We start from the raw sequence: 17477 nt of genomic DNA on the forward strand, positions 1-17477 counted from the left end.
ACTCGATCGATGGTGCGCGCAGAGCGGGTCATGGCATGCAGTAGGTAGGGCAGGGCTGGTGGGGCAGGTCCCGGCGTTGGTGAGGCGCGTCGGCGGCTACCTCACGCTTTGTTTCACTCGTGGCAGCCGTCATCAAGGAGAGTCAGTAGTTCCGGGGGTGTTATTCCGTCGGGATTATCGATAGGGGATTCAGGCTCGTCCATCCTGCTAATCAGCAGCTTGCGGTTCCGGGCATGCCGGCTTAGGCGGTCCACTTTTTGAGCAGCACTCCGGTATGATCCGTGCTGACAATAAGTCTTCGTTCATCCGCTCCAGGAGGCAGGATGAGGCGAGAGTTCACAGGGGAAAACAATAGTGTCGTTCAGCAGTGCCAGCGTGTTTGAAATCTATGACCAGCTGCCCGACGCGGTCTTCATGGTTGATGCAAACCATCGAATTGCCTATGCCAGCGCCGCTTGCGAAGACATCTTCGGATATGTCCCCGGCGAGTTGGCCGGTGTGCCGTTGCTGGATCTGGTGGTGCCGCGTGAACAGGACCGGACCTTGCGCGAGGCACGCAAGGTGGCGCGCGGCGGCGCCCGGGTCGGCTTCGAGAACCGTTACCTGCACAAGGCGGGTAATGAAGTACAGGTCATGTGGTCGGCACGTTGGTTGCAGGCGCAGCAGTTGCGCATCGGTCTTGCCCGCGATGTGACTGCGTTGCGGCAACCGGTGTCTTCAAAGAGCGATGAGCTGCTTGGCGTTGCCCACCTGGCACCTCACGAGAAGAGGGTGCTGCAGTTGCTGCTCACCGAAGCCACCGAGAAACAGATTGCCGAGAAGCTCGGCCTTGCGGTCTCCACCACACATTCCTACGTCACGTTGATCTTCCGAAAGTTTGGCGTGCGTAGCCGTGCCGGGCTGATGGCCCTGTGGCTCCAGGCAATGAAGATCGACCGCGTGTTCTGATCCGCCTCCTGTGTAGTTGGCAGCGCATTGAATCGCTTTTCCGAATTGTATTCAGAAGCACAGTTCCCACCCGTTACGATCTCGGTAGGGCGCGGTCGGCGCTGCCAGTCCGACGGTCCTCGATGTTTCGCTTGTCGAAGGCTCAGTCGAAAGCGGGAACCGTGCGGGGCTTTGCTGCACAAATAACCCCGGCCTCCTTGCTACGCTGAGGCATTGACGCAGAGCAACCGCAGACCCTTGCAGGTCCGCATTGTGAACTTCATGGACATCAAGCCCGTTGGACCTCAGGCTTCGCGTACCCACCGGTATTTGCCCAAGGGTGCGAGCAGAGAAAGGGTGTGAGCCCAACCGGACAGCTATACGATCCAGATCCTCATATGGATTTGTTGTCCGCCTCGTAGACCAGAATATCGCCGGGCTGGCATTGCAGGTATTCGCAGATCTTGCATAGCGTCTCGAAACGGATGCCCCGAACTCGCCCGGATTTGAGCAGGGACAGATTCGACTCGGTGATGCCGATGTGTTGGGCAAGCTCGCGAGAGCGGACTTTGCGCAAGGCGAGTACGACGTCTAAACGTACGACAATGGTCATGATGGTACTCAGACTATTGAGCGTTGGTCTTCCTCGAGCCGACTCGCGACATCGAAGAAGCGGGCAACCAACCACAGCACCGCAGTCACCAGGAGCGCGAGCAGATCGGCCATGTCCACGACCATGACCGGGGCACCGTCATGCGGTGCCAAGACGGCACCGAGCATGATGGACAACGGACCATGGACCACCGCCGCAACGAAAAGCAATGCCGCGAAGTAGCGGTAGCGGCGACTGGTTTGGGCTGGAAACAGCTTTTCGACCCGAACCTGCCCAAGCAGCACAGCCAACTGATACAGCGCAGCGGCGACCAGCAGGCTCTGCAGAATCGCGAGTGCAGAGGCCCACGCCAGCGGTAGCCCTCCGCTATCCAACATAGTGCCTGCGGGACCGTCGCCGCCTTGCCACGCCCCCAGCAATCCACCCGCAGTGAGCAGGGGGGCCAGCAGTACGCCCAGCCACAACAAAAGCCGCAGCCTGCGGGAAGCGCTGTAAAGTCCATTTGACATATCTGTATTGTGCATAGTAATTTCTGTTTTACAGAAAACAATATTCGCAAAAGGATACACGCTGATGATGGGTGGTGACAATAGAGAAGTGGGGGGTAGTCGCCGCGCTGGACGCCTGTCGGCATTGCTTTTGGCGCTTGCTTCCCCAGCTCTGACCTCCGCGTCTTCGCGGGATGCTTCGCAGTGGCTGCAAGCCGCCTCCGACGGCGACATCGCTGCCTTGGAAGTGGCGGTCTCCCAGCTTCCGTCCGACTGGGCCTTACTGGCGCAGGCGCGCATGGCCGCGGGCAACCTGGACGAAGCCACCGCCATAGCCCTGGCCGAACAGTTTTTGACACTGCGTGACGCAGCCGACTGCGATGCCGTGCAGGCACAGGCGGTAATTGCGGATGCGGCTTTTTCATCGGCTCACTACGCGAAGGCGTCCACTGCAGCGCAGATCCACCACGCCCTGTTGGAGCGCTGCAACGGCGATGCCAGCGCAATGGAAGGGGCGGCGATGATCGAGGCCTTGGCCGGTCGACTGGCAGACGTTGCACCTCAGCAAACGGTGAGCTTCATACCCGCATCGACGCCGTATGCGCGTGACAAGGCAGGACTGCCGCGTTCGCAGGTGATGATCAATGGGCAGAAGCAGGAATCCGTGCTGGATACCGGCGCCAATCTCTCCGTCGTATCGGCCAGCACGGCCGAACGCCTGGGTTTGCGTCGACTCGGCGCGGCAAGTGTGGGTAGCTCCAGCCGCGCGCGAGTGCCTGTCGAGGTCGCGGTGGCTGACCGCTTGGCGATAGCTGGCTTGGTGCTTGAGCACGTACCGTTCCTGGTGGTTGAGGACGCGCAGCTTGAAATCCCCTTGCCTGGTGGCTACAGGATTGATGCGATCATTGGGTTCCCTGTTTTCCGGGCGATGGGGCGCGTGCGCTTCAATCACGACGGTACGCTGCTGCCGGAACTGGGCAATGGCGAGACGGAGCGCGGACCCAATCTGTTCCTGGCTGGGAGCGACTTGTTCGTGGATGCGCATGTGAACGGCATCCGTGTACCTTTGCATCTTGATAGCGGCGGTAACAAATCCTTCTTGTCGCAATCATTCTCGGCCGCGCATCCGCAGCCACTCCAAGGACTGGAGAAGGCTCAGCAACGACTGGCCGGCGCCGGCGGCGCTAGTGAACGTGACGTCGTCCTGTGGAGTCAAGCAAACGTTGCAGTGGGTGATCGCGCCATCGTGCTACCAGCGCTACCCGTGGTGATGCGGGATCCGGGGAAGGCACACGAGCGTGGTCAAGGCGTGCTTGGGAATGACGTGCTCAATGCCTTCGATCATTGGACGCTGGATCTGAAAAGCATGCGCCTGGAGTTGGGTGACCTGCTGAACCAATAACGTCCATGCATGTCGTCACGCCCCCAAGATGCTCGGCGCTCAGATCACCGTGTCGCTGTACGCGGCTTGTTCCTTCAGCCAGGTGATGACCGTCGATGCCCCACTGCGCACATTGCGGTGCAGTGGGAGCGCAATCCAGTAAGCCGCTCCGAGCACCACGACGGCATCTTTAATCGGTCTTACGAGTGCGCCCGAGGCGATGTCATCGACTGCAAGCCGATGACGCGCCAGCGCGACGCCTTGGCCCTGCACAGCAGCCCGAAGCACGAGGTCCGAGGATGAGAAGCGGGAGCCGGCAGACACATCCAGCGACGCCGGGCCGTGTAGCTGCCGCCATGCCTCCCACGACGCATGCGGATCACGATCATGCACCAGCCGCGTGCCGAGCAGGTCGGCCGGTTGCGTGGGCCGGCCGGAGGCTTCGAACAGCGCAGGACTCATGACCGGATACAGGATTTCGTCCATCAGCGGCTCGCACTTCACATCGGGCCAGGGCCCGCGGCCCATGCGGATCGCCAGGTCGATGTCACCGGTCTGCAGGTTATCGATCTTCTGGTCCACAACCACCGACACTTCAAGATGGGGGTGTGCCTGCTCGAGCCGTGGCAGGCGCGGAAGCAACCAGCGCGCTGCAAAAGAAGGGGCGGTCGATATGGTGACCGAGCGCCCCGAGCGTGATTCCTGCACTGCGGTGACCGCGCGCTCGATATCGCGGAAGCTCGACATCGTGGCTCGGCCCAGCGCCTCTCCCTGCGGCGTGAACGTGATACCCCGCCGGCCTGCGGCGTCGCTGATCAGCCGCACACCCAGCCAGGCTTCCAGCTCCGCGAGATGGCGGCTCACCGATGAGTGGACGATGCCGAGCTCGCGCGCGGCTGAGCGAATCCCGCCGTGGGCATACACGGTGGCGAACGCACGAAGTGCATTGAGGGGCATCTTCATAATGGACTCGATAATAGACCATTAGTCGCGCTCCCGAGACCCGCCGGGCGGCACACAATGCCGCATCAGGTTCACGCCAACGCGGGGAAGAACATGGGAATGCTGGTCGATGGCCACTGGGTCGATGCCGATTCGACAATCGTCGACGATCGCTTTGTGAGACCGGACAGCGTGTTCTTCCAGGATCTGGGTGACATCGCAGAACGGCTGCGCACGCAACCGGGTCGCTACTGGCTCATTGCTTCGTCCAGTTGCCCGTGGTCGCATCGCACCCTGCTGGTGCGTGCGCTCAAGCGCCTGGAGCATGCCGTGCCGGTGCAGATTGCGGGCGGCGAGCGGACGCAGGGCTACGCGGTCGCCGGCGGTGCCCCATGGGCCGTCCCGGGGTCCGCCTCGCGGATCCGGCACCTGCACGAGCTCTATCGCTTGTCGGCGCCCGGTTACACCGGCCGGGCAACAGTGCCGGTGCTCTGGGACAGCCATGCCTGCCGGATCGTCAGCAACGAATCGGCCCATATCATCCGCGCTCTCGATGCGGCCGATGCGGAGGTCGCAGCCGCCTTCACGCTTACTCCGCCCGCATTCCGCGACCGGATCGATGCCCTCAACGCCGATCTTCAGGCCGGGCTGCTCAACGCCGTCTATCGCGCCGGTTTCGCACAACGACAGGATGCCTACGACGAGGCAGTTGAGAGCGTTTTCGCCACGCTCGGCCAATTGGAACGGCGCCTTGCGAACGCACGCTATCTGTTTGGTCTGATCATCACCGAGACGGACTGGCGACTGTTCCCGACGCTGGTCCGGTTCGACGCCGTCTATCACGGCCACTTCAAATGCGCACGTCGGCGACTGATTGACTATCCGCACCTTTGGGCCTACGCGAGAGACCTGTACTCGTGGCGCGGTGTCGCGGCCACGGTCGATCTGGACGCGATCCGCGAGGGGTACTACCGGCACGACCGAAACCTCAACCCGTTCGGCATCGTCGCCGTAGCACCCGACGCGGACTGGTCGGCCGCACACGGTCGCGAGCGCTTCGGGCCAGTACGGGTGGCGCTTGCCTCGGGACAGGAGGTTGAGATCGATCCTGTGACGCTTCAACGTGGAGAGCCAGGCCGATGAGCGCTCTCTTGATCGGTGCAGGTCTTATCGCCGTCGCCACCATCACGCCTGGTCCCAACAATCTGCTGGTCATGCGCATCGCCGCGCGATCCGGGTTCATGAGCGCGTTGCCAACGATGGCCGGCGTCGTCGCCGGTGGGTTGGCCATGTGGGCGCTGGTGATGGCCGGAGCCAACACCGCATTCCAAGCCGAGCCGCGCCTATACGCCGTAATCACCATCGCCGGCGGGGCGTACCTGTGCTGGATGGGCGCCCGCCTGGTCGTGGAAACGTTCGCCCCATCAGGCAGGCCCCAGCCCGCGCGGACCAGTGTCCGGCCCAGCAGCGCCGTGGCGCTGTTCGGCTTCCAGTTTCTCAATCCGAAAAGCTGGGTGCTGGTGCTGACTGTGACCGCTGCCGCAGGAAACGGCGCCGAACCCCTCCAGACAACTCTCATGCTGGCCGCGCTGTTTACGGCGATCCCCGCACTTTGCTTGGCGCTCTGGTGCGCGATGGGCATCCTGATGATGCGCTACCTGGACACACCAGCGGCGCGCAACTGGATCGATCGGGTGATGGGCGCGCTTCTCTTCGCATCGGCACTGTTGCTCGTGCTCGTTCCGGTCGACATGCCGCATCCGTAATCGCAATCCCAGTCGTTGCCCGGGGTGCTCAAGAACACGATCGATTAGGTGTCCCGGGCCGCGCCCGACGACGTGCTGGCTGGAAAGCCGGTCGCCATCATGGGGGCGACATCCGGCTTTTCCAAACGACAGGCAATAAAAAACCCCTGATAAATCAGGGGTCTAAATGGTGGAGGTGGGCGGAATTGAACCGCCGTCCGAAGGCACTCCATCCCCAGTTCTACATGCTTAGCTCACCGTTTGGTGTCGTCCTGTGGCAGTACGGTGTGCGAAACGCACCCCAGGATCAGCCTGCTTCAAGTTAAGTCGTGACTGACAGGCAGCCATCACAACCGATTCCGTGATAATGACCCTACACCGACGAGCATGGACACAAGTGGGTTCGGGGCTCCGCCTAAGTCGGCAGAAGGTAACTCAAACAGCTTTTAGGCTGCGAGAGCGACCGGAGCGTAGTTGTCGTCGTTGGCAACTAGAAGTTTGCTGCTGGATTAACGAGGAAAGCTGCCCCCTCGGCATGCACCAAGTGACTTCACAACCCCCGTCGAAACCAATGCACCCCCGGTTTCTTCAAGAACTGCAAGGCGTCTGGCGAACCAGACGTTACTTGATAGGGCCGATCCTACTCCGATTCAGCTGAACAGTCACCTGGAAGCTTTACGGCCCTGTCCGACTTACCTGCCTTCACGCTGGCGCCTGCTGTCGGCCTGGTGCTTGGCGCGGACCTTGCGGTCGTGGTTCTGGGCGTTGCGCTGGGTCATGGCCTGCTTGCGGGCTTCGGGCTCGGCGCGGGCCATCAGGGCTTCGATCCGGGCAACCAGGCGACGGTGCTCGAGCGTGTCGTAGCTCTGGTTTTCCGAGGCTTCGCGCTTGGCGTTGCGCTGCACGTAGGTCAGCACCTTGAGCAGGGCGGCCGGGTCCATCGCCCGGGTGAGCTCGCCGAAGATGGTTTCATAGGCGGCGATGTCGGCCTGGAGCGTGGTGGTGGGGTCCGCGCTGGGGGCGGTGTCCTGGGGGATTTCTTCGGTCACGCAATGCTCCGGATGGGGTGGGCGGGTAGGGCAGCCGGGCAGCGCCCGGCTCTACGGGATGGGTGTCATGATGCGGCAGATCATGGGCGCATGGCGATGCGTCAGGCGGAATGGCGCCCATGCGGTGCATCGGCGCGGCAGGGCCTGGCTCTACGGATGGTTGTCATGATGCGGAAAGTCACGGGCGCATGGCGATGCGCCAGGCGGAACGGCGCCCGCCTGGGGCCTTGGCGCGGCTCTACGCGTCGCGGTTGTGGCGGCGCATGGTGCGCTGCTTTTCGCGGGCCCAGTCGCGGTCCTTTTCGGCGTCGCGCTTGTCGTGGGTCTGCTTGCCCTTGGCCAGCGCCACTTCCAGCTTGATCTTGTTCTTGCTCCAGTACATCGCGATGGGAACGATGGTGTAGCCGTCACGCTCGACCTTGCCGACCAGCTTGTCGATCTCGCTGCGGTGGAGCAGCAGCTTGCGCTCGCGGCGGTCGTTGGCGACCACGTGGGTGGAGGCCTGGATCAACGGGGTGATCTGGGCGCCGATCAGGAAGATCTCGCCGCTCTTGACGTAGGCGTAGGCGTCGATGATGTTGCCGCGCCCGGCGCGGATCGACTTCACTTCCCAGCCCTGCAGGGCCAGGCCGGCCTCGAAACGGTCCTCGAGGGTGTATTCGTGGCGGGCACGCTTGTTGAGCGCGATGGTTTTGTTGGCCGTCGCGTTCTTTGCTTTATCCTTGCCGCTGTTCTTGCTCATTTCCGTATTGTCTCCGATTCGGGCCTCCGTGGTCGATTCGCCAGCCAAGCCTTCGCATGCCAACTATCCAACGTAGTGCCCTGGTTGAACATTCGGCTGCCCGCATGTTCGACCTGGTCAATGATATTGATGCCTACCCGCGCCGCTTCCGGTGGTGCTCGGCCGCGCAGATCCTGGAATCCGGGCCGGACCGGCTGGTGGCCCGACTGGATCTGGGGTTGGGGTCGTTTTCGACCTGGTTCATGACCGAAAACACCCTCCAGCGCCCGCACCACATCGACATGCAGCTGCGCGATGGTCCCTTCAAGCGCCTGCACGGCCGCTGGGAATTCCATGCGCTGGCCGAGGACGCCTGCAAGGTCAGCCTCACGCTGGAGTTCGAACCCAGCTCACGCCTGCTCGGGCCGGCGCTGGCGCTGGGCTTCCAGGGCCTGGCCGACCGCATGGTCAATGACTTCGTCCGCGTCGCCGACGAGCAGGACTGAGCCGTGATCCGGGTGGAGGTGGTGCTGGCCTGGCCCGACCGGGCCGAGGCGCGCCAGCTGGAACTGGCCGACGGCGCCACCGTGGCCGCCGCAGTGGCGGCGGCCGCGATCGACGGCAGCGAGCATTGTCCGGCGGTTGCGGTGCATGGGGTGCTGGCGAAGCTGGAACAGATGTTGCTCGATGGGGACAGGGTGGAGCTGCTGCGGCCGCTGCTGGCCGACCCGAAGGACAACCGGCGCAAGCGGGCTGGGGTGAGGTAGAGCCGGGCTCTGCCCGGCTGCCCCGATTCCCTGATCAGCGGCCGCGCTGCTTCTTCTTGTCCTTGGCCAGGTTGCGGCCGAACTGGCGCACCTGGTCCCGGGCCAGCTGGGCATCGTTGTTGGGGAAGTAGTCGCCTTCCCAACGGGTCACCTGGTCGTTCTCGAAGAACACCACGAAGTTCTTCACTTCGGTGCGGCCGAGGCGGTCCAGCCGCTGGCTGGCGGTGTAATCCCAGCGCTGGGCGTGGAACGGGTCGTCGATGGAGGGGGTGCCGAGCAGCGCGTTGACCTGCTGCTTGCTCTGGCCTACCTGCAGCTGACCGACGGACTGCTCCCGGATCAGGTTGCCCTGGTAGATGGGTTGCTTATAGATGATGCCGCAGCCCGTGGTGGACAGGGCAACGGCGGCGACCAGCAGGAGATTGCGCATCGGGAATGGCGGTTGGGGAAATCCAGTCGATGATACACTCCGAACGTGTCGCCGCGACCCGATCCGAGGCAGCTGGCGCTAAATCGCCAATGAACGGAGACCTATGGAAACCCACGACCTGCGTAAAGTTGGCCTGAAGGTGACCCATCCGCGTATGCGGATCCTTGCCCTGCTCGAGCAGCGCAACGCCCAGCACCATCAGCACCACATGACGGCTGAGGACATCTACCGCCAGCTCCTGGAGCACGGTGACGAGATCGGCTTGGCCACGGTATACCGGGTCCTGACCCAGTTCGAGGCCGCCGGCCTGGTGCTGAAGCACAACTTCGAGGGCGGCCAGGCCGTTTACGAACTGGACCGGGGCGGCCACCACGACCACATGGTCGATGTCGACTCTGGAAAGATCATCGAGTTCGAAAGCCACGAGATCGAAGAACTCCAGCGCAAGATCGCCACCGATCACGGCTACGAACTGGAAGAGCACTCGCTGGTGCTCTACGTGCGCAAAAAGCGCAAGTAGACCTTTAAGGAGAACCCGGGCCGCGCCCGGGTTTTTTATTGCCCGAACACCGCCAGGTCCACCGCTTCGGCCATTGCCCGGTTGCCCGCATCGCCCGGGTGCAGGTGGTCGCCGGAGTCGAAGCGGGGCGCCAGCCGGGCAGGGTCGGCCGGATCGCGCAGGGCGGCGTCGAAATCGATCACGGCATCGAACGGAGCCTCATCGCGCAGCCACGCATTGAGTTGGCGGCGCAGTGCGTCTTTGTCGGGGCGGTAGTAGTCGCTCAGCGAGGTCCCGGGCAGGGCCCCGGCAAACGGGGTCAGGGTGGCGCCAACGATCCGTACGCCTTGGGCATGCGCGCGCTCGATCAGCTGGCGGTAGCCGGCCTGGAGGTCAGCCAGCGACGGTTGCGGCTGGTCGCGGGCGAAGGCGGTGCCCGGCCAGCTGATGTCATTGATGCCGACCAGCACTACCACGCTGGCCACGCCGGGTTGATCCAGCGCATCGCGCTGGAAGCGGGCCAGCGCCGATTCGCCCATGCCGTCGCGCAGCAGCCGCCCGCCTGAAATGCCGGCATTGACCACCGCCATGCCCTGCGACGCCAGCCGGGCGGCCAGGTGATCGGTCCAGCGCTGGTCGCGGTCGAGGCTCGCGGTAGCGCCGTCGGTGATGGAATCGCCGATCACCACCACGGTGCGCGCCGCTGCCGGTGCCTCGACTTCGATTCCGGTCAGGAACAGCCGCGCGGTGGTGGTGGTGCTGTCGTGAAGCGCGGCGCGGCCGGTCTGGTTGCCGGGGGCGATCGCGCTGGTCTGGCGCCCCTCCCAGTGGAAGGTCTGCAGGGGCGCAGGACCGGGAATATAGACGTCGACCTGCACGGCCTGCCGGTCGCGGGTGGGCAGCGCGAGCGGGTCGCTCAGGCGGTCCTGGCCGGACGCGATGAGGGTGCCCGGCTGGCCGTCAAAGGACAGCGCCACCGGTGACGCCCCGGCGCTGCCGGCAACACTGGCAGCGCCGATCCGCAACGGCGTGGTGCCGTACGCGTTGCTCAAGCGCACGCGCAGGCGGGACCCGCCCAGGCTGATCCGGCCGGTCTGACGGAAGGTCTGGTGGGTCAGCGCCTGCGGGATGCCGGTGGGAAACAGGAAGTCAGCGCCCCAGACCGGCTGCGGGCTGGCCTGCCAGCTGGCGACCCAGTGTGGCGGCGCAGGACCCTCTGCAGCGGCGGCGAAAGAGGTAGCGGCGGAAATCGTGAGCAGGGTGCCGGTGGCAATGCGGATCAGGAGGTTCATGCGGGCCATCCCGTGGAAGAGACGGCCATGGTGCGCGGCGGTCGATCTGTGAACTAGACTGCCTGTGGACAATCATCTGTGAATTGAATTCTTCCAATGTCGACACCCGATACCAACCGTTCCGGCCAGCTGGAGATCTTCGTGCGGGTGATCGAGGCCGGCAGTTTCTCGGCGGCGGCGCGCGCGCTGGACATGACTCCCTCGGCGGTCAGCAAGCTGGTGGCGCGGTTGGAGCAGCGGCTGGGCACGCGCCTGCTGCAGCGCTCCACCCGGCAGTTGCAGCTGACCCCGGAAGGTTGCGCATTCTATGAGCGCGGCCTGCGCGTGTTGGCCGATCTGGATGAGGCCGAACGCTGTGCCAGTGCCCACGCCGAACCGCGCGGACGGCTGCGGGTGAACAGCAACGTGCCGTTCGGGAAGCACTTCCTGCTGCCGCTGCTACCGGCGTTCCTGGCGCGGCACCCACAGGTCGAGGTGGACGTGGTGCTCACCGATGAGGTGATCGATCTGCTCGAACAGCGCACTGACGTGGCCGTGCGCGCCGGTCCGCTGAAGAGCTCCAGCCTGGTGGCACGGCGACTGGGCGAGACCCGGATGATGATCGTGGCGGCGCCTTCCTACGCGGCGCGCCATGGGCTTCCGCTCGAGGTGGCGGCGCTGTCGGCGCACAACCGGCTGGAGCTGGGCCAGGCCCGCGCGCACACCGGCTGGCCGCTGCTGCACGAGGGACAGATACAGACGGTGCCGCCCAGCGGAAATGCGCGTGCCAGCGATGGGGAGGCGGTCCGCCAGCTGGCCTTGGCCGGGCTGGGACTGGCGCGATTGGCAGCGTTTCAGGTGCAGGGTGATATCGCCGCCGGGCGGCTGCTGCCGGTGCTGGAGCAGGCCAACCCCGGCGACCTGGAGGAAGTGCACGCCGTGTTCGTGGGGCAGGGCGGCTACCTGCCGTTGCGGGTGCGGGCGTTGTTGGATTTTCTGGTGGAGCAGGTGGATCTGGGGCGGCCGGTGGGATGAAGCAGCGGGGCAGATCCCCGCTCTACGCCTGCAACAATTTGCGTGCGGCCGCGCGGGCTTCCTTGCTGACCTCGACGCCGCCGAGCATGCGCGCCAGTTCTTCCTCGCGGGCTTTGGCATCCAGCTTTTCCACCGCGCTCTGGGTCATGCCCTCCACCGGTGCCTTGCTGACCCGGTAGTGCGCGTGGCCCTTGGATGCAACCTGCGGCAGGTGGGTGACGCACAGCACCTGGCGCTTTTCACCGAGCGCGCGCAGTTTCTGCCCGACGATATCGGCCACTGCGCCGCCGATGCCGGAATCGACTTCGTCGAACACCATGGTCGGTACCGCATCCAGGCCCAGCGCGGCGACCTCGATGGCCAGCGAGATGCGCGACAGTTCGCCGCCGGAGGCGACCTTGCGCAGGGCGCGTGGCGGTTGCCCGGCGTTGGCGGCCACCAGGAATTCAACACGTTCGGCACCGTTCGGGTCCGGCTTGGCCGCCGCATGCGGCTCGATCTCGATCAGGAACTGGCCGCCGCCCATGCCGAGCTCGCCGATCAGCGTGGTGGTGGTCTCCGACAGGGCGTTGGCGGCGGTGGCGCGGCTGCGACTGAGCACCGTGGCCGCGGTCTGCCATTGCGCCGCCGCGCGGTCCATCTCACCTGCCAGCGCCTGCAGGCGGGTATCGGCACCACGCAGCTGCTCCACCTCGGCTTCCATCGCGTCGCGGTGTTCAGCCAGGCCTTCCATCGGCACCCGGTGTTTGCGGGCCAGGTCGTGCAGGCGGCCGAGGCGGCGCTCGATATCCTCGAACTGCTCCGGGTCGGCATCCAGGTCGTCGTGGACCCGGTCAAGCAGGGCCAGCGCTTCGTGCAGCTGGATGACCGCGCTGTCCAGCAGTGCATCCACCTCGCCCAGGCGGGCGTCGTGTTCAGCGACGCGGGCCAGGTCATGCCGGGTCTGCTGCAGCAGCTGCAGCACCGAGACCTCGTCGTCGCCGTTGAGGCGGGCGGCGGCCACGTCGCAGGCGCTGACCAGCGCGCCGGCATGGGCCTGGCGGCGGTGGCTGCTGCCCAGGGTGGCGATCGAGGCCGGCTCCAGGTCTTCGCGCTGCAGTTCGTCCAGCTGGTGTTCCAGGAAACCGATGCGGTCGCTGACGTCGCCCTGCCGCGACAGCGACTCGGCTTCGTCCACCAGTGCCTGCCAACGGCCAGCGGCCTGGCGCACCTGGGTGCGCTCGGCCTCGTTGCGGGCGTACGCATCCAGCAGCGCCAACTGCGACGGGCGTGCCAGCAGTGCCTGTTGTTCGTGCTGGCCATGGATCTCGACCAGCATGCCGGCCAGCTCGGTGAGCTGGGACAGGGTCACCGGGCGCCCGTTGATCCAGGCACGCGAACCGCCGTCGGCGCGGATGATGCGACGCAGCTGGCACTGCTCGTCATCGTCCAGTTCGTTCTCGCGCAGCCAGCGCCGGGCCGGGGCATCGTCGCCCGGGGCGAACTCGGCCGAGAGTTCGGCGCGGGCGGCGCCATGCCGGACCACGCCGCTGTCGGCGCGCAGCCCGGACAGGAAGCCCAGCGCGTCGACCATCAGCGATTTGCCGGCACCCGTCTCGCCGGAAACCACGGTCATGCCCGCGCCGAACTCCAGTTCGGTAGCGCGGACAACGGCAAAATCCTTGATTGATAGATGTTTCAGCATGGTCTTGGGTTCGTGGGCCGGGCAACGCTAGCATGGGTGAGGGAATGCGCCAACGCGCAGCAGCCGGTCACTTGCCAACGCCCGGCCCAGCCATTATCTAATGTGGCGTCTCACAGGCTGATTCCATGCACCCTTCCGCGCCCCATCTTGCGCCGCGCGCCCGCCATCTGCTGCGGACGCTGATCGCGCGCCACATCCAGGACGGTGAACCCGTCGGCTCGCAGACGCTGGCGCGGTTGGCCGGGCTGGACGTCAGCCCGGCCACCATCCGCAACATCCTCGGCGACCTGGAAGACCTGGGCCTGCTCAGTTCGGCGCATGTCTCGGCCGGGCGGGTGCCCACCGCGCACGGCTACCGGGTATTCGTCGACAGCCTGGTCAAGATGCAGCCGCCCGGCGAAAACGAGCTGAACCGCCTGCGCAGCGAGCTGTCCAGTGGCGCGGGCACCCAGGCCCTGCTCGGCAGCGCCTCGGAGCTGCTCTCGGCGATGAGCCATTTCGTCGGCGTGGTCGGTGCGCCGCGGCGCGAGCAGTACGCCTTCCGCCACATCGATTTCGTGGCGCTGGATGCGCGCCGGGTGCTGGCCATCCTGGTGTTTGCCGACAACGAAGTGCAGAACCGGGTAATCGAGCCCCGGCGCAGCTGGGAGCCGGCCGAGCTGGAGAAGGTGGCCAACTATCTCAATGCCCATTGCGCCGGCCGCCCGCTGGCCGACATCCGGTCGACGCTGCTGGTTGAACTGCGCCAGGCGCGCTCGGAAATGGAACAGCTGCTGGCTCACAGCGTGGAGCTGGCTGAACAGGCGATGGCACCGCCGGCCGACGACATGGTGCTGGCCGGGCAGACCCGCCTGATGGGCGTACAGGACCTGTCCGACCTGGACCGCCTGCGCGAGCTGTTCGACCTGTTCGCCAGCAAGCGCGAGATCCTGCAGCTGCTCGAGCGCACCATCCAGGCTCCGGGCGTGCGCATCTTCATCGGCGAGGAAACCGGGGTGATGCCGCTGGAGAACGTGTCGCTGGTCACCGCCCCGTACTCTGCCGGCGGTCAGGTACTGGGCGTGCTGGGGGTGATCGGGCCCAAGCGGATGGCCTACGATCGGATGATTCCCCTGGTGGAGGCCACGGCCCAGGTGCTCGGGGCGGCACTGGATGCCCCCGGCGGCGGTGGATTGTCCCGGGATCGTGCCTAAACGCGGGCTCGGCTCTTGAATCGGGTCCGGCCGCCCACATAGGGGTGGGTGGAGGCGGAGAGTCACCGCCAAGGATCCGGAAATGAACCAAGATCAGTCTGATATCGCATCCCAGGCCCCGGCCGGCGCCGCCGCCGCGGGCGAGTCCCTGCAGCAGCAGCTGGACGCCCTGCACAACGAAGTGGCCCTGCTCCGGTCCGAGTCGCTGCGCGAGCGCGCCGACCTGGACAACCAGCGCAAGCGTGTGGCCCGCGACGTCGACCAGGCGCGCCGGTTCGCCAACGAGAAGCTGCTGGGCGAACTGTTGCCGGTGTTCGACAGCCTGGACGCCGGCCTGAACGCTGCCGGGACCGAACCCAGCCCGCTGCGCGAAGGCCTGGAGCTCACCTACAAGCAGCTGCTGAAGGTCGCCGCCGACAACGGCCTGACCCTGCTGGACCCGACCGGCCAGCCGTTCAACCCGGAACACCACCAGGCCATCAGCCAGGCCGACGCGCCTGGCGCGGTGCCGGGCAGCGTGGTCCAGGTGTTCCAGAAGGGCTACCTGCTCAACGACCGCCTGCTGCGTCCGGCGCTGGTCGTGGTTGCCCGGGACTGACCTGAACGCGTTTGGCCGCCATCGGACACAGCGTTCGATGGATGGCTTGAAACTGTCAATCACGTCCCACACATCCCATTCATAACCCGGCAGCTGCCGGACGTTCCCCAAATTTCAGGAGTCTCCCCCATGGGCAAGATCATTGGTATCGACCTCGGCACCACCAACTCGTGTGTGGCGGTCATGGACGGCGGCAAGGCCCGCGTCATCGAAAACGTGGAAGGCGACCGCACCACGCCGTCCATCGTTGCCTACACCAAGGACGGCGAAGTGCTGGTCGGCGCCTCGGCCAAGCGCCAGGCCGTGACCAACCCGAAGAACACCTTCTACGCCGTCAAGCGCCTGATCGGCCGCAAGTTCACCGACGCTGAAGTCCAGAAGGACATCGCGCACGTGCCTTACGGCATCCTGGCCCATGACAATGGCGACGCCTGGGTACAGACCAGCGATGCCAGGAAGATGGCGCCGCAGGAAATCTCCGCCCGCGTGCTGGAGAAGATGAAGAAGACCGCCGAAGCGTTCCTGGGTGAGACCGTCACCGAGGCCGTGATCACCGTGCCGGCCTACTTCAACGACAGCCAGCGCCAGGCGACCAAGGACGCTGGCCGCATCGCCGGCCTGGAAGTGAAGCGCATCATCAACGAGCCGACCGCTGCGGCCCTGGCCTATGGCCTGGACAAGGGCGACGGCAAGGACCGCAAGATCGTCGTGTACGACCTGGGCGGCGGCACCTTCGACGTGTCGATCATCGAAATCGCCAACGTCGACGGTGAGAAGCAGTTCGAAGTGCTGGCCACCAACGGCGACACCTTCCTGGGCGGCGAAGACTTCGACAACCGCGTCATCGAATACCTGGTGGACGAGTTCAACAAGGACCAGGGCATCGACCTGCGCAAGGATCCGCTGGCCCTGCAGCGCCTGAAGGACGCCGCCGAGCGCGCCAAGATCGAGCTGTCGACCGCCCAGCAGACCGAAGTGAACCTGCCGTACGTCACTGCCGATGCCTCCGGTCCGAAGCACCTGAACATCAAGCTGACCCGCGCCAAGCTGGAAGCGCTGGTTGAAGACCTGATCAAGAAGTCGATCGAGCCGTGCCGCATCGCCCTGAACGATGCCGGCCTGCGTTCGAGCGACATCGGCGAAGTGATCCTGGTCGGCGGCCAGACCCGCATGCCGAAAGTGCAGCAGGCGGTCACCGAGTTCTTCGGCAAGGAACCGCGCAAGGACGTCAACCCGGACGAAGCCGTGGCATTGGGTGCGGCGATCCAGGGCGGCGTGCTCGGCGGCGACGTCAAGGACGTGCTGCTGCTGGATGTGACCCCGCTGTCGCTGGGCATCGAAACCATGGGCGGTGTGTTCACCAAGATCATCGAAAAGAACACCACCATCCCGACCAAGGCGTCGCAGGTGTTCTCCACCGCCGAGGACAACCAGTCGGCAGTGACCGTGCACGTGCTGCAGGGTGAGCGCGAACAGGCCCGCTACAACAAGTCGCTGGCCAAGTTCGACCTCTCCGGCATCGAGCCGGCCCCGCGTGGCCTGCCGCAGGTGGAAGTGTCTTTCGACATCGACGCCAACGGCATCCTGCACGTCTCGGCCAAGGACAAGAAGACCAACAAGGAACAGAAGGTCGAGATCAAGGCCGGTTCGGGCTTGTCCGAGGACGAGATCGCACGCATGGTCGCCGATGCGGAAGCCAACCGCGAAGAAGACAAGAAGTTCCACGAGCTGGTCCAGGCCCGCAACCAGGCCGACGCGCTGATCCACGGTACCCGTACCGCGATCAACGAACATGGCAGCAAGGTCGGTGGCGAGGTGATCGGCAAGGTTGAATCGGCCCTGGCCGACCTGGAAACCGCGATGAAGGGTGACGACAAGGCACAGATCGAAGCCAAGTCGAAGGTGCTGGAAGAGGCGGGCCAGTCGCTGTTCGCCGCCGCTGCCGCAGCCGAGCAGGGCGGTGCCGCCCCGGGTGCCGATGCCGGTGCCGGCAACAACGGCGGCGCGCAGGACGATGTGGTCGACGCCGAGTTCACCGAAGTCAAGGACGACAAGAAGTCCTGATCCGGACACGACGCGGGAGGTTGCGCAGGCAACGTCCCGTTGTCACTCCACTGGGTCCTGACCGCCGTAC

Annotated in this window: 19 protein-coding genes and 1 other RNA gene; 11 read left to right on the forward strand and 9 right to left on the reverse strand. The window is 65.1% G+C overall.

Annotated features, from left to right (window positions below):
* Window positions 1-354: 354 nt before the first annotated feature.
* Complete coding sequence (locus J7J08_RS13465; protein ID WP_214901475.1) at window positions 355-948, forward strand: PAS domain-containing protein; 594 nt, start codon at window positions 355-357, stop codon at window positions 946-948.
* Window positions 949-1321: 373 nt separating this feature from the next.
* On the opposite strand, the gene J7J08_RS03465 is transcribed toward J7J08_RS13465, so the two are convergent.
* Window positions 1322-1540 (reverse strand): helix-turn-helix transcriptional regulator, encoded by a 219-nt coding sequence (locus J7J08_RS03465; protein WP_214901477.1) that lies wholly within the window; start codon window positions 1538-1540, stop codon window positions 1322-1324.
* A gap of 8 nt (window positions 1541-1548) precedes the next feature.
* Complete coding sequence (locus J7J08_RS03470) at window positions 1549-2130, reverse strand: DUF2975 domain-containing protein (RefSeq protein WP_214901479.1); 582 nt, start codon at window positions 2128-2130, stop codon at window positions 1549-1551.
* Here J7J08_RS03470 and J7J08_RS03475 point away from each other — a divergent pair.
* Window positions 2114-3430, forward strand: coding sequence for a retropepsin-like aspartic protease (locus J7J08_RS03475; protein WP_214901481.1), 1317 nt, complete (start codon window positions 2114-2116; stop codon window positions 3428-3430). The genes J7J08_RS03470 and J7J08_RS03475 overlap by 17 nt on opposite strands.
* Before the next feature lie 39 nt (window positions 3431-3469).
* Here J7J08_RS03475 and J7J08_RS03480 read toward each other — a convergent pair whose 3' ends face one another.
* Complete coding sequence (locus J7J08_RS03480) at window positions 3470-4372, reverse strand: LysR substrate-binding domain-containing protein (RefSeq protein ID WP_251006356.1); 903 nt, start codon at window positions 4370-4372, stop codon at window positions 3470-3472.
* Between the two features lie 57 nt (window positions 4373-4429).
* Here J7J08_RS03480 and J7J08_RS03485 point away from each other — a divergent pair, with 57 nt between their 5' ends.
* Window positions 4430-5494 carry a glutathione S-transferase C-terminal domain-containing protein gene (locus J7J08_RS03485; RefSeq protein ID WP_214901483.1) on the forward strand — a complete coding sequence of 355 codons (1065 nt, stop codon included), beginning with the start codon at window positions 4430-4432 and terminating at the stop codon, window positions 5492-5494.
* Complete coding sequence (locus J7J08_RS03490) at window positions 5491-6117, forward strand: LysE family translocator (protein ID WP_214901485.1); 627 nt, start codon at window positions 5491-5493, stop codon at window positions 6115-6117. The genes J7J08_RS03485 and J7J08_RS03490 overlap by 4 nt, the downstream gene beginning before the upstream one ends.
* A 167-nt stretch (window positions 6118-6284) precedes the next feature.
* Here J7J08_RS03490 and ssrA read toward each other — a convergent pair.
* The 3 genes from ssrA to smpB form a co-directional block, all read right to left on the reverse strand.
* Window positions 6285-6677, reverse strand: a transfer-messenger RNA (tmRNA) gene (gene ssrA, locus J7J08_RS03495).
* A 111-nt stretch (window positions 6678-6788) separates the two neighbouring features.
* Window positions 6789-7145 carry a hypothetical protein gene (locus tag J7J08_RS03500; RefSeq protein WP_214901487.1) on the reverse strand — a complete coding sequence of 119 codons (357 nt, stop codon included), beginning with the start codon at window positions 7143-7145 and terminating at the stop codon, window positions 6789-6791.
* A 238-nt stretch (window positions 7146-7383) separates the two neighbouring features.
* Complete coding sequence (smpB, locus tag J7J08_RS03505) at window positions 7384-7887, reverse strand: SsrA-binding protein SmpB (RefSeq protein ID WP_214901489.1); 504 nt, start codon at window positions 7885-7887, stop codon at window positions 7384-7386.
* A 56-nt stretch (window positions 7888-7943) separates the two neighbouring features.
* Between smpB and J7J08_RS03510 the strand changes: the two genes are divergently transcribed.
* Complete coding sequence (locus J7J08_RS03510; RefSeq protein WP_214901491.1) at window positions 7944-8372, forward strand: type II toxin-antitoxin system RatA family toxin; 429 nt, start codon at window positions 7944-7946, stop codon at window positions 8370-8372.
* A gap of 3 nt (window positions 8373-8375) precedes the next feature.
* Window positions 8376-8633, forward strand: a complete 258-nt coding sequence (locus J7J08_RS03515; RefSeq protein ID WP_214901493.1) for an RnfH family protein — start codon at window positions 8376-8378, stop codon at window positions 8631-8633.
* A gap of 34 nt (window positions 8634-8667) precedes the next feature.
* Here J7J08_RS03515 and bamE read toward each other — a convergent pair whose 3' ends face one another.
* Window positions 8668-9063: an outer membrane protein assembly factor BamE gene (bamE, locus tag J7J08_RS03520; RefSeq protein ID WP_214901495.1), complete on the reverse strand. Its 396-nt coding sequence runs from the start codon at window positions 9061-9063 to the stop codon at window positions 8668-8670.
* 103 nt (window positions 9064-9166) lie between these two features.
* Here bamE and fur point away from each other — a divergent pair, with 103 nt between their 5' ends.
* Window positions 9167-9583, forward strand: a complete 417-nt coding sequence (gene fur, locus J7J08_RS03525; protein WP_214901497.1) for a ferric iron uptake transcriptional regulator — start codon at window positions 9167-9169, stop codon at window positions 9581-9583.
* Window positions 9584-9618: 35 nt separating this feature from the next.
* On the opposite strand, the gene J7J08_RS03530 is transcribed toward fur, so the two are convergent.
* Entirely contained in the window at window positions 9619-10854 is a 1236-nt protein-coding gene (locus J7J08_RS03530; RefSeq protein ID WP_214901499.1) for an SGNH/GDSL hydrolase family protein, read from the reverse strand.
* Between the two features lie 96 nt (window positions 10855-10950).
* On the opposite strand from J7J08_RS03530, the gene J7J08_RS03535 reads away from it, so the two are divergent.
* Window positions 10951-11868 carry a LysR family transcriptional regulator gene (locus J7J08_RS03535; RefSeq protein WP_214901500.1) on the forward strand — a complete coding sequence of 306 codons (918 nt, stop codon included), beginning with the start codon at window positions 10951-10953 and terminating at the stop codon, window positions 11866-11868.
* A 22-nt stretch (window positions 11869-11890) separates the two neighbouring features.
* Here the strand turns inward: J7J08_RS03535 and recN are convergent, their stop codons facing one another.
* Window positions 11891-13552, reverse strand: a complete 1662-nt coding sequence (recN, locus tag J7J08_RS03540; protein WP_214901501.1) for a DNA repair protein RecN — start codon at window positions 13550-13552, stop codon at window positions 11891-11893.
* A gap of 125 nt (window positions 13553-13677) precedes the next feature.
* Here recN and hrcA point away from each other — a divergent pair, with 125 nt between their 5' ends.
* The 3 genes from hrcA to dnaK all read left to right on the forward strand — a co-directional run bounded on the left by hrcA (window position 13678) and on the right by dnaK (window position 17407).
* A complete protein-coding gene (gene hrcA, locus J7J08_RS03545; protein ID WP_214901502.1) occupies window positions 13678-14745 on the forward strand; it encodes a heat-inducible transcriptional repressor HrcA in 1068 nt (355 codons plus the stop codon).
* Between the two features lie 82 nt (window positions 14746-14827).
* Window positions 14828-15343: a nucleotide exchange factor GrpE gene (gene grpE / locus J7J08_RS03550; RefSeq protein ID WP_214901503.1), complete on the forward strand. Its 516-nt coding sequence runs from the start codon at window positions 14828-14830 to the stop codon at window positions 15341-15343.
* A 129-nt stretch (window positions 15344-15472) separates the two neighbouring features.
* Window positions 15473-17407: a molecular chaperone DnaK gene (dnaK, locus tag J7J08_RS03555; protein WP_214901504.1), complete on the forward strand. Its 1935-nt coding sequence runs from the start codon at window positions 15473-15475 to the stop codon at window positions 17405-17407.
* Window positions 17408-17477 lie beyond the last annotated feature (70 nt).

This window comes from Stenotrophomonas sp. ISL-67, assembly GCF_018612915.1.
Classification (GTDB): Bacteria; Pseudomonadota; Gammaproteobacteria; order Xanthomonadales; family Xanthomonadaceae; genus Stenotrophomonas.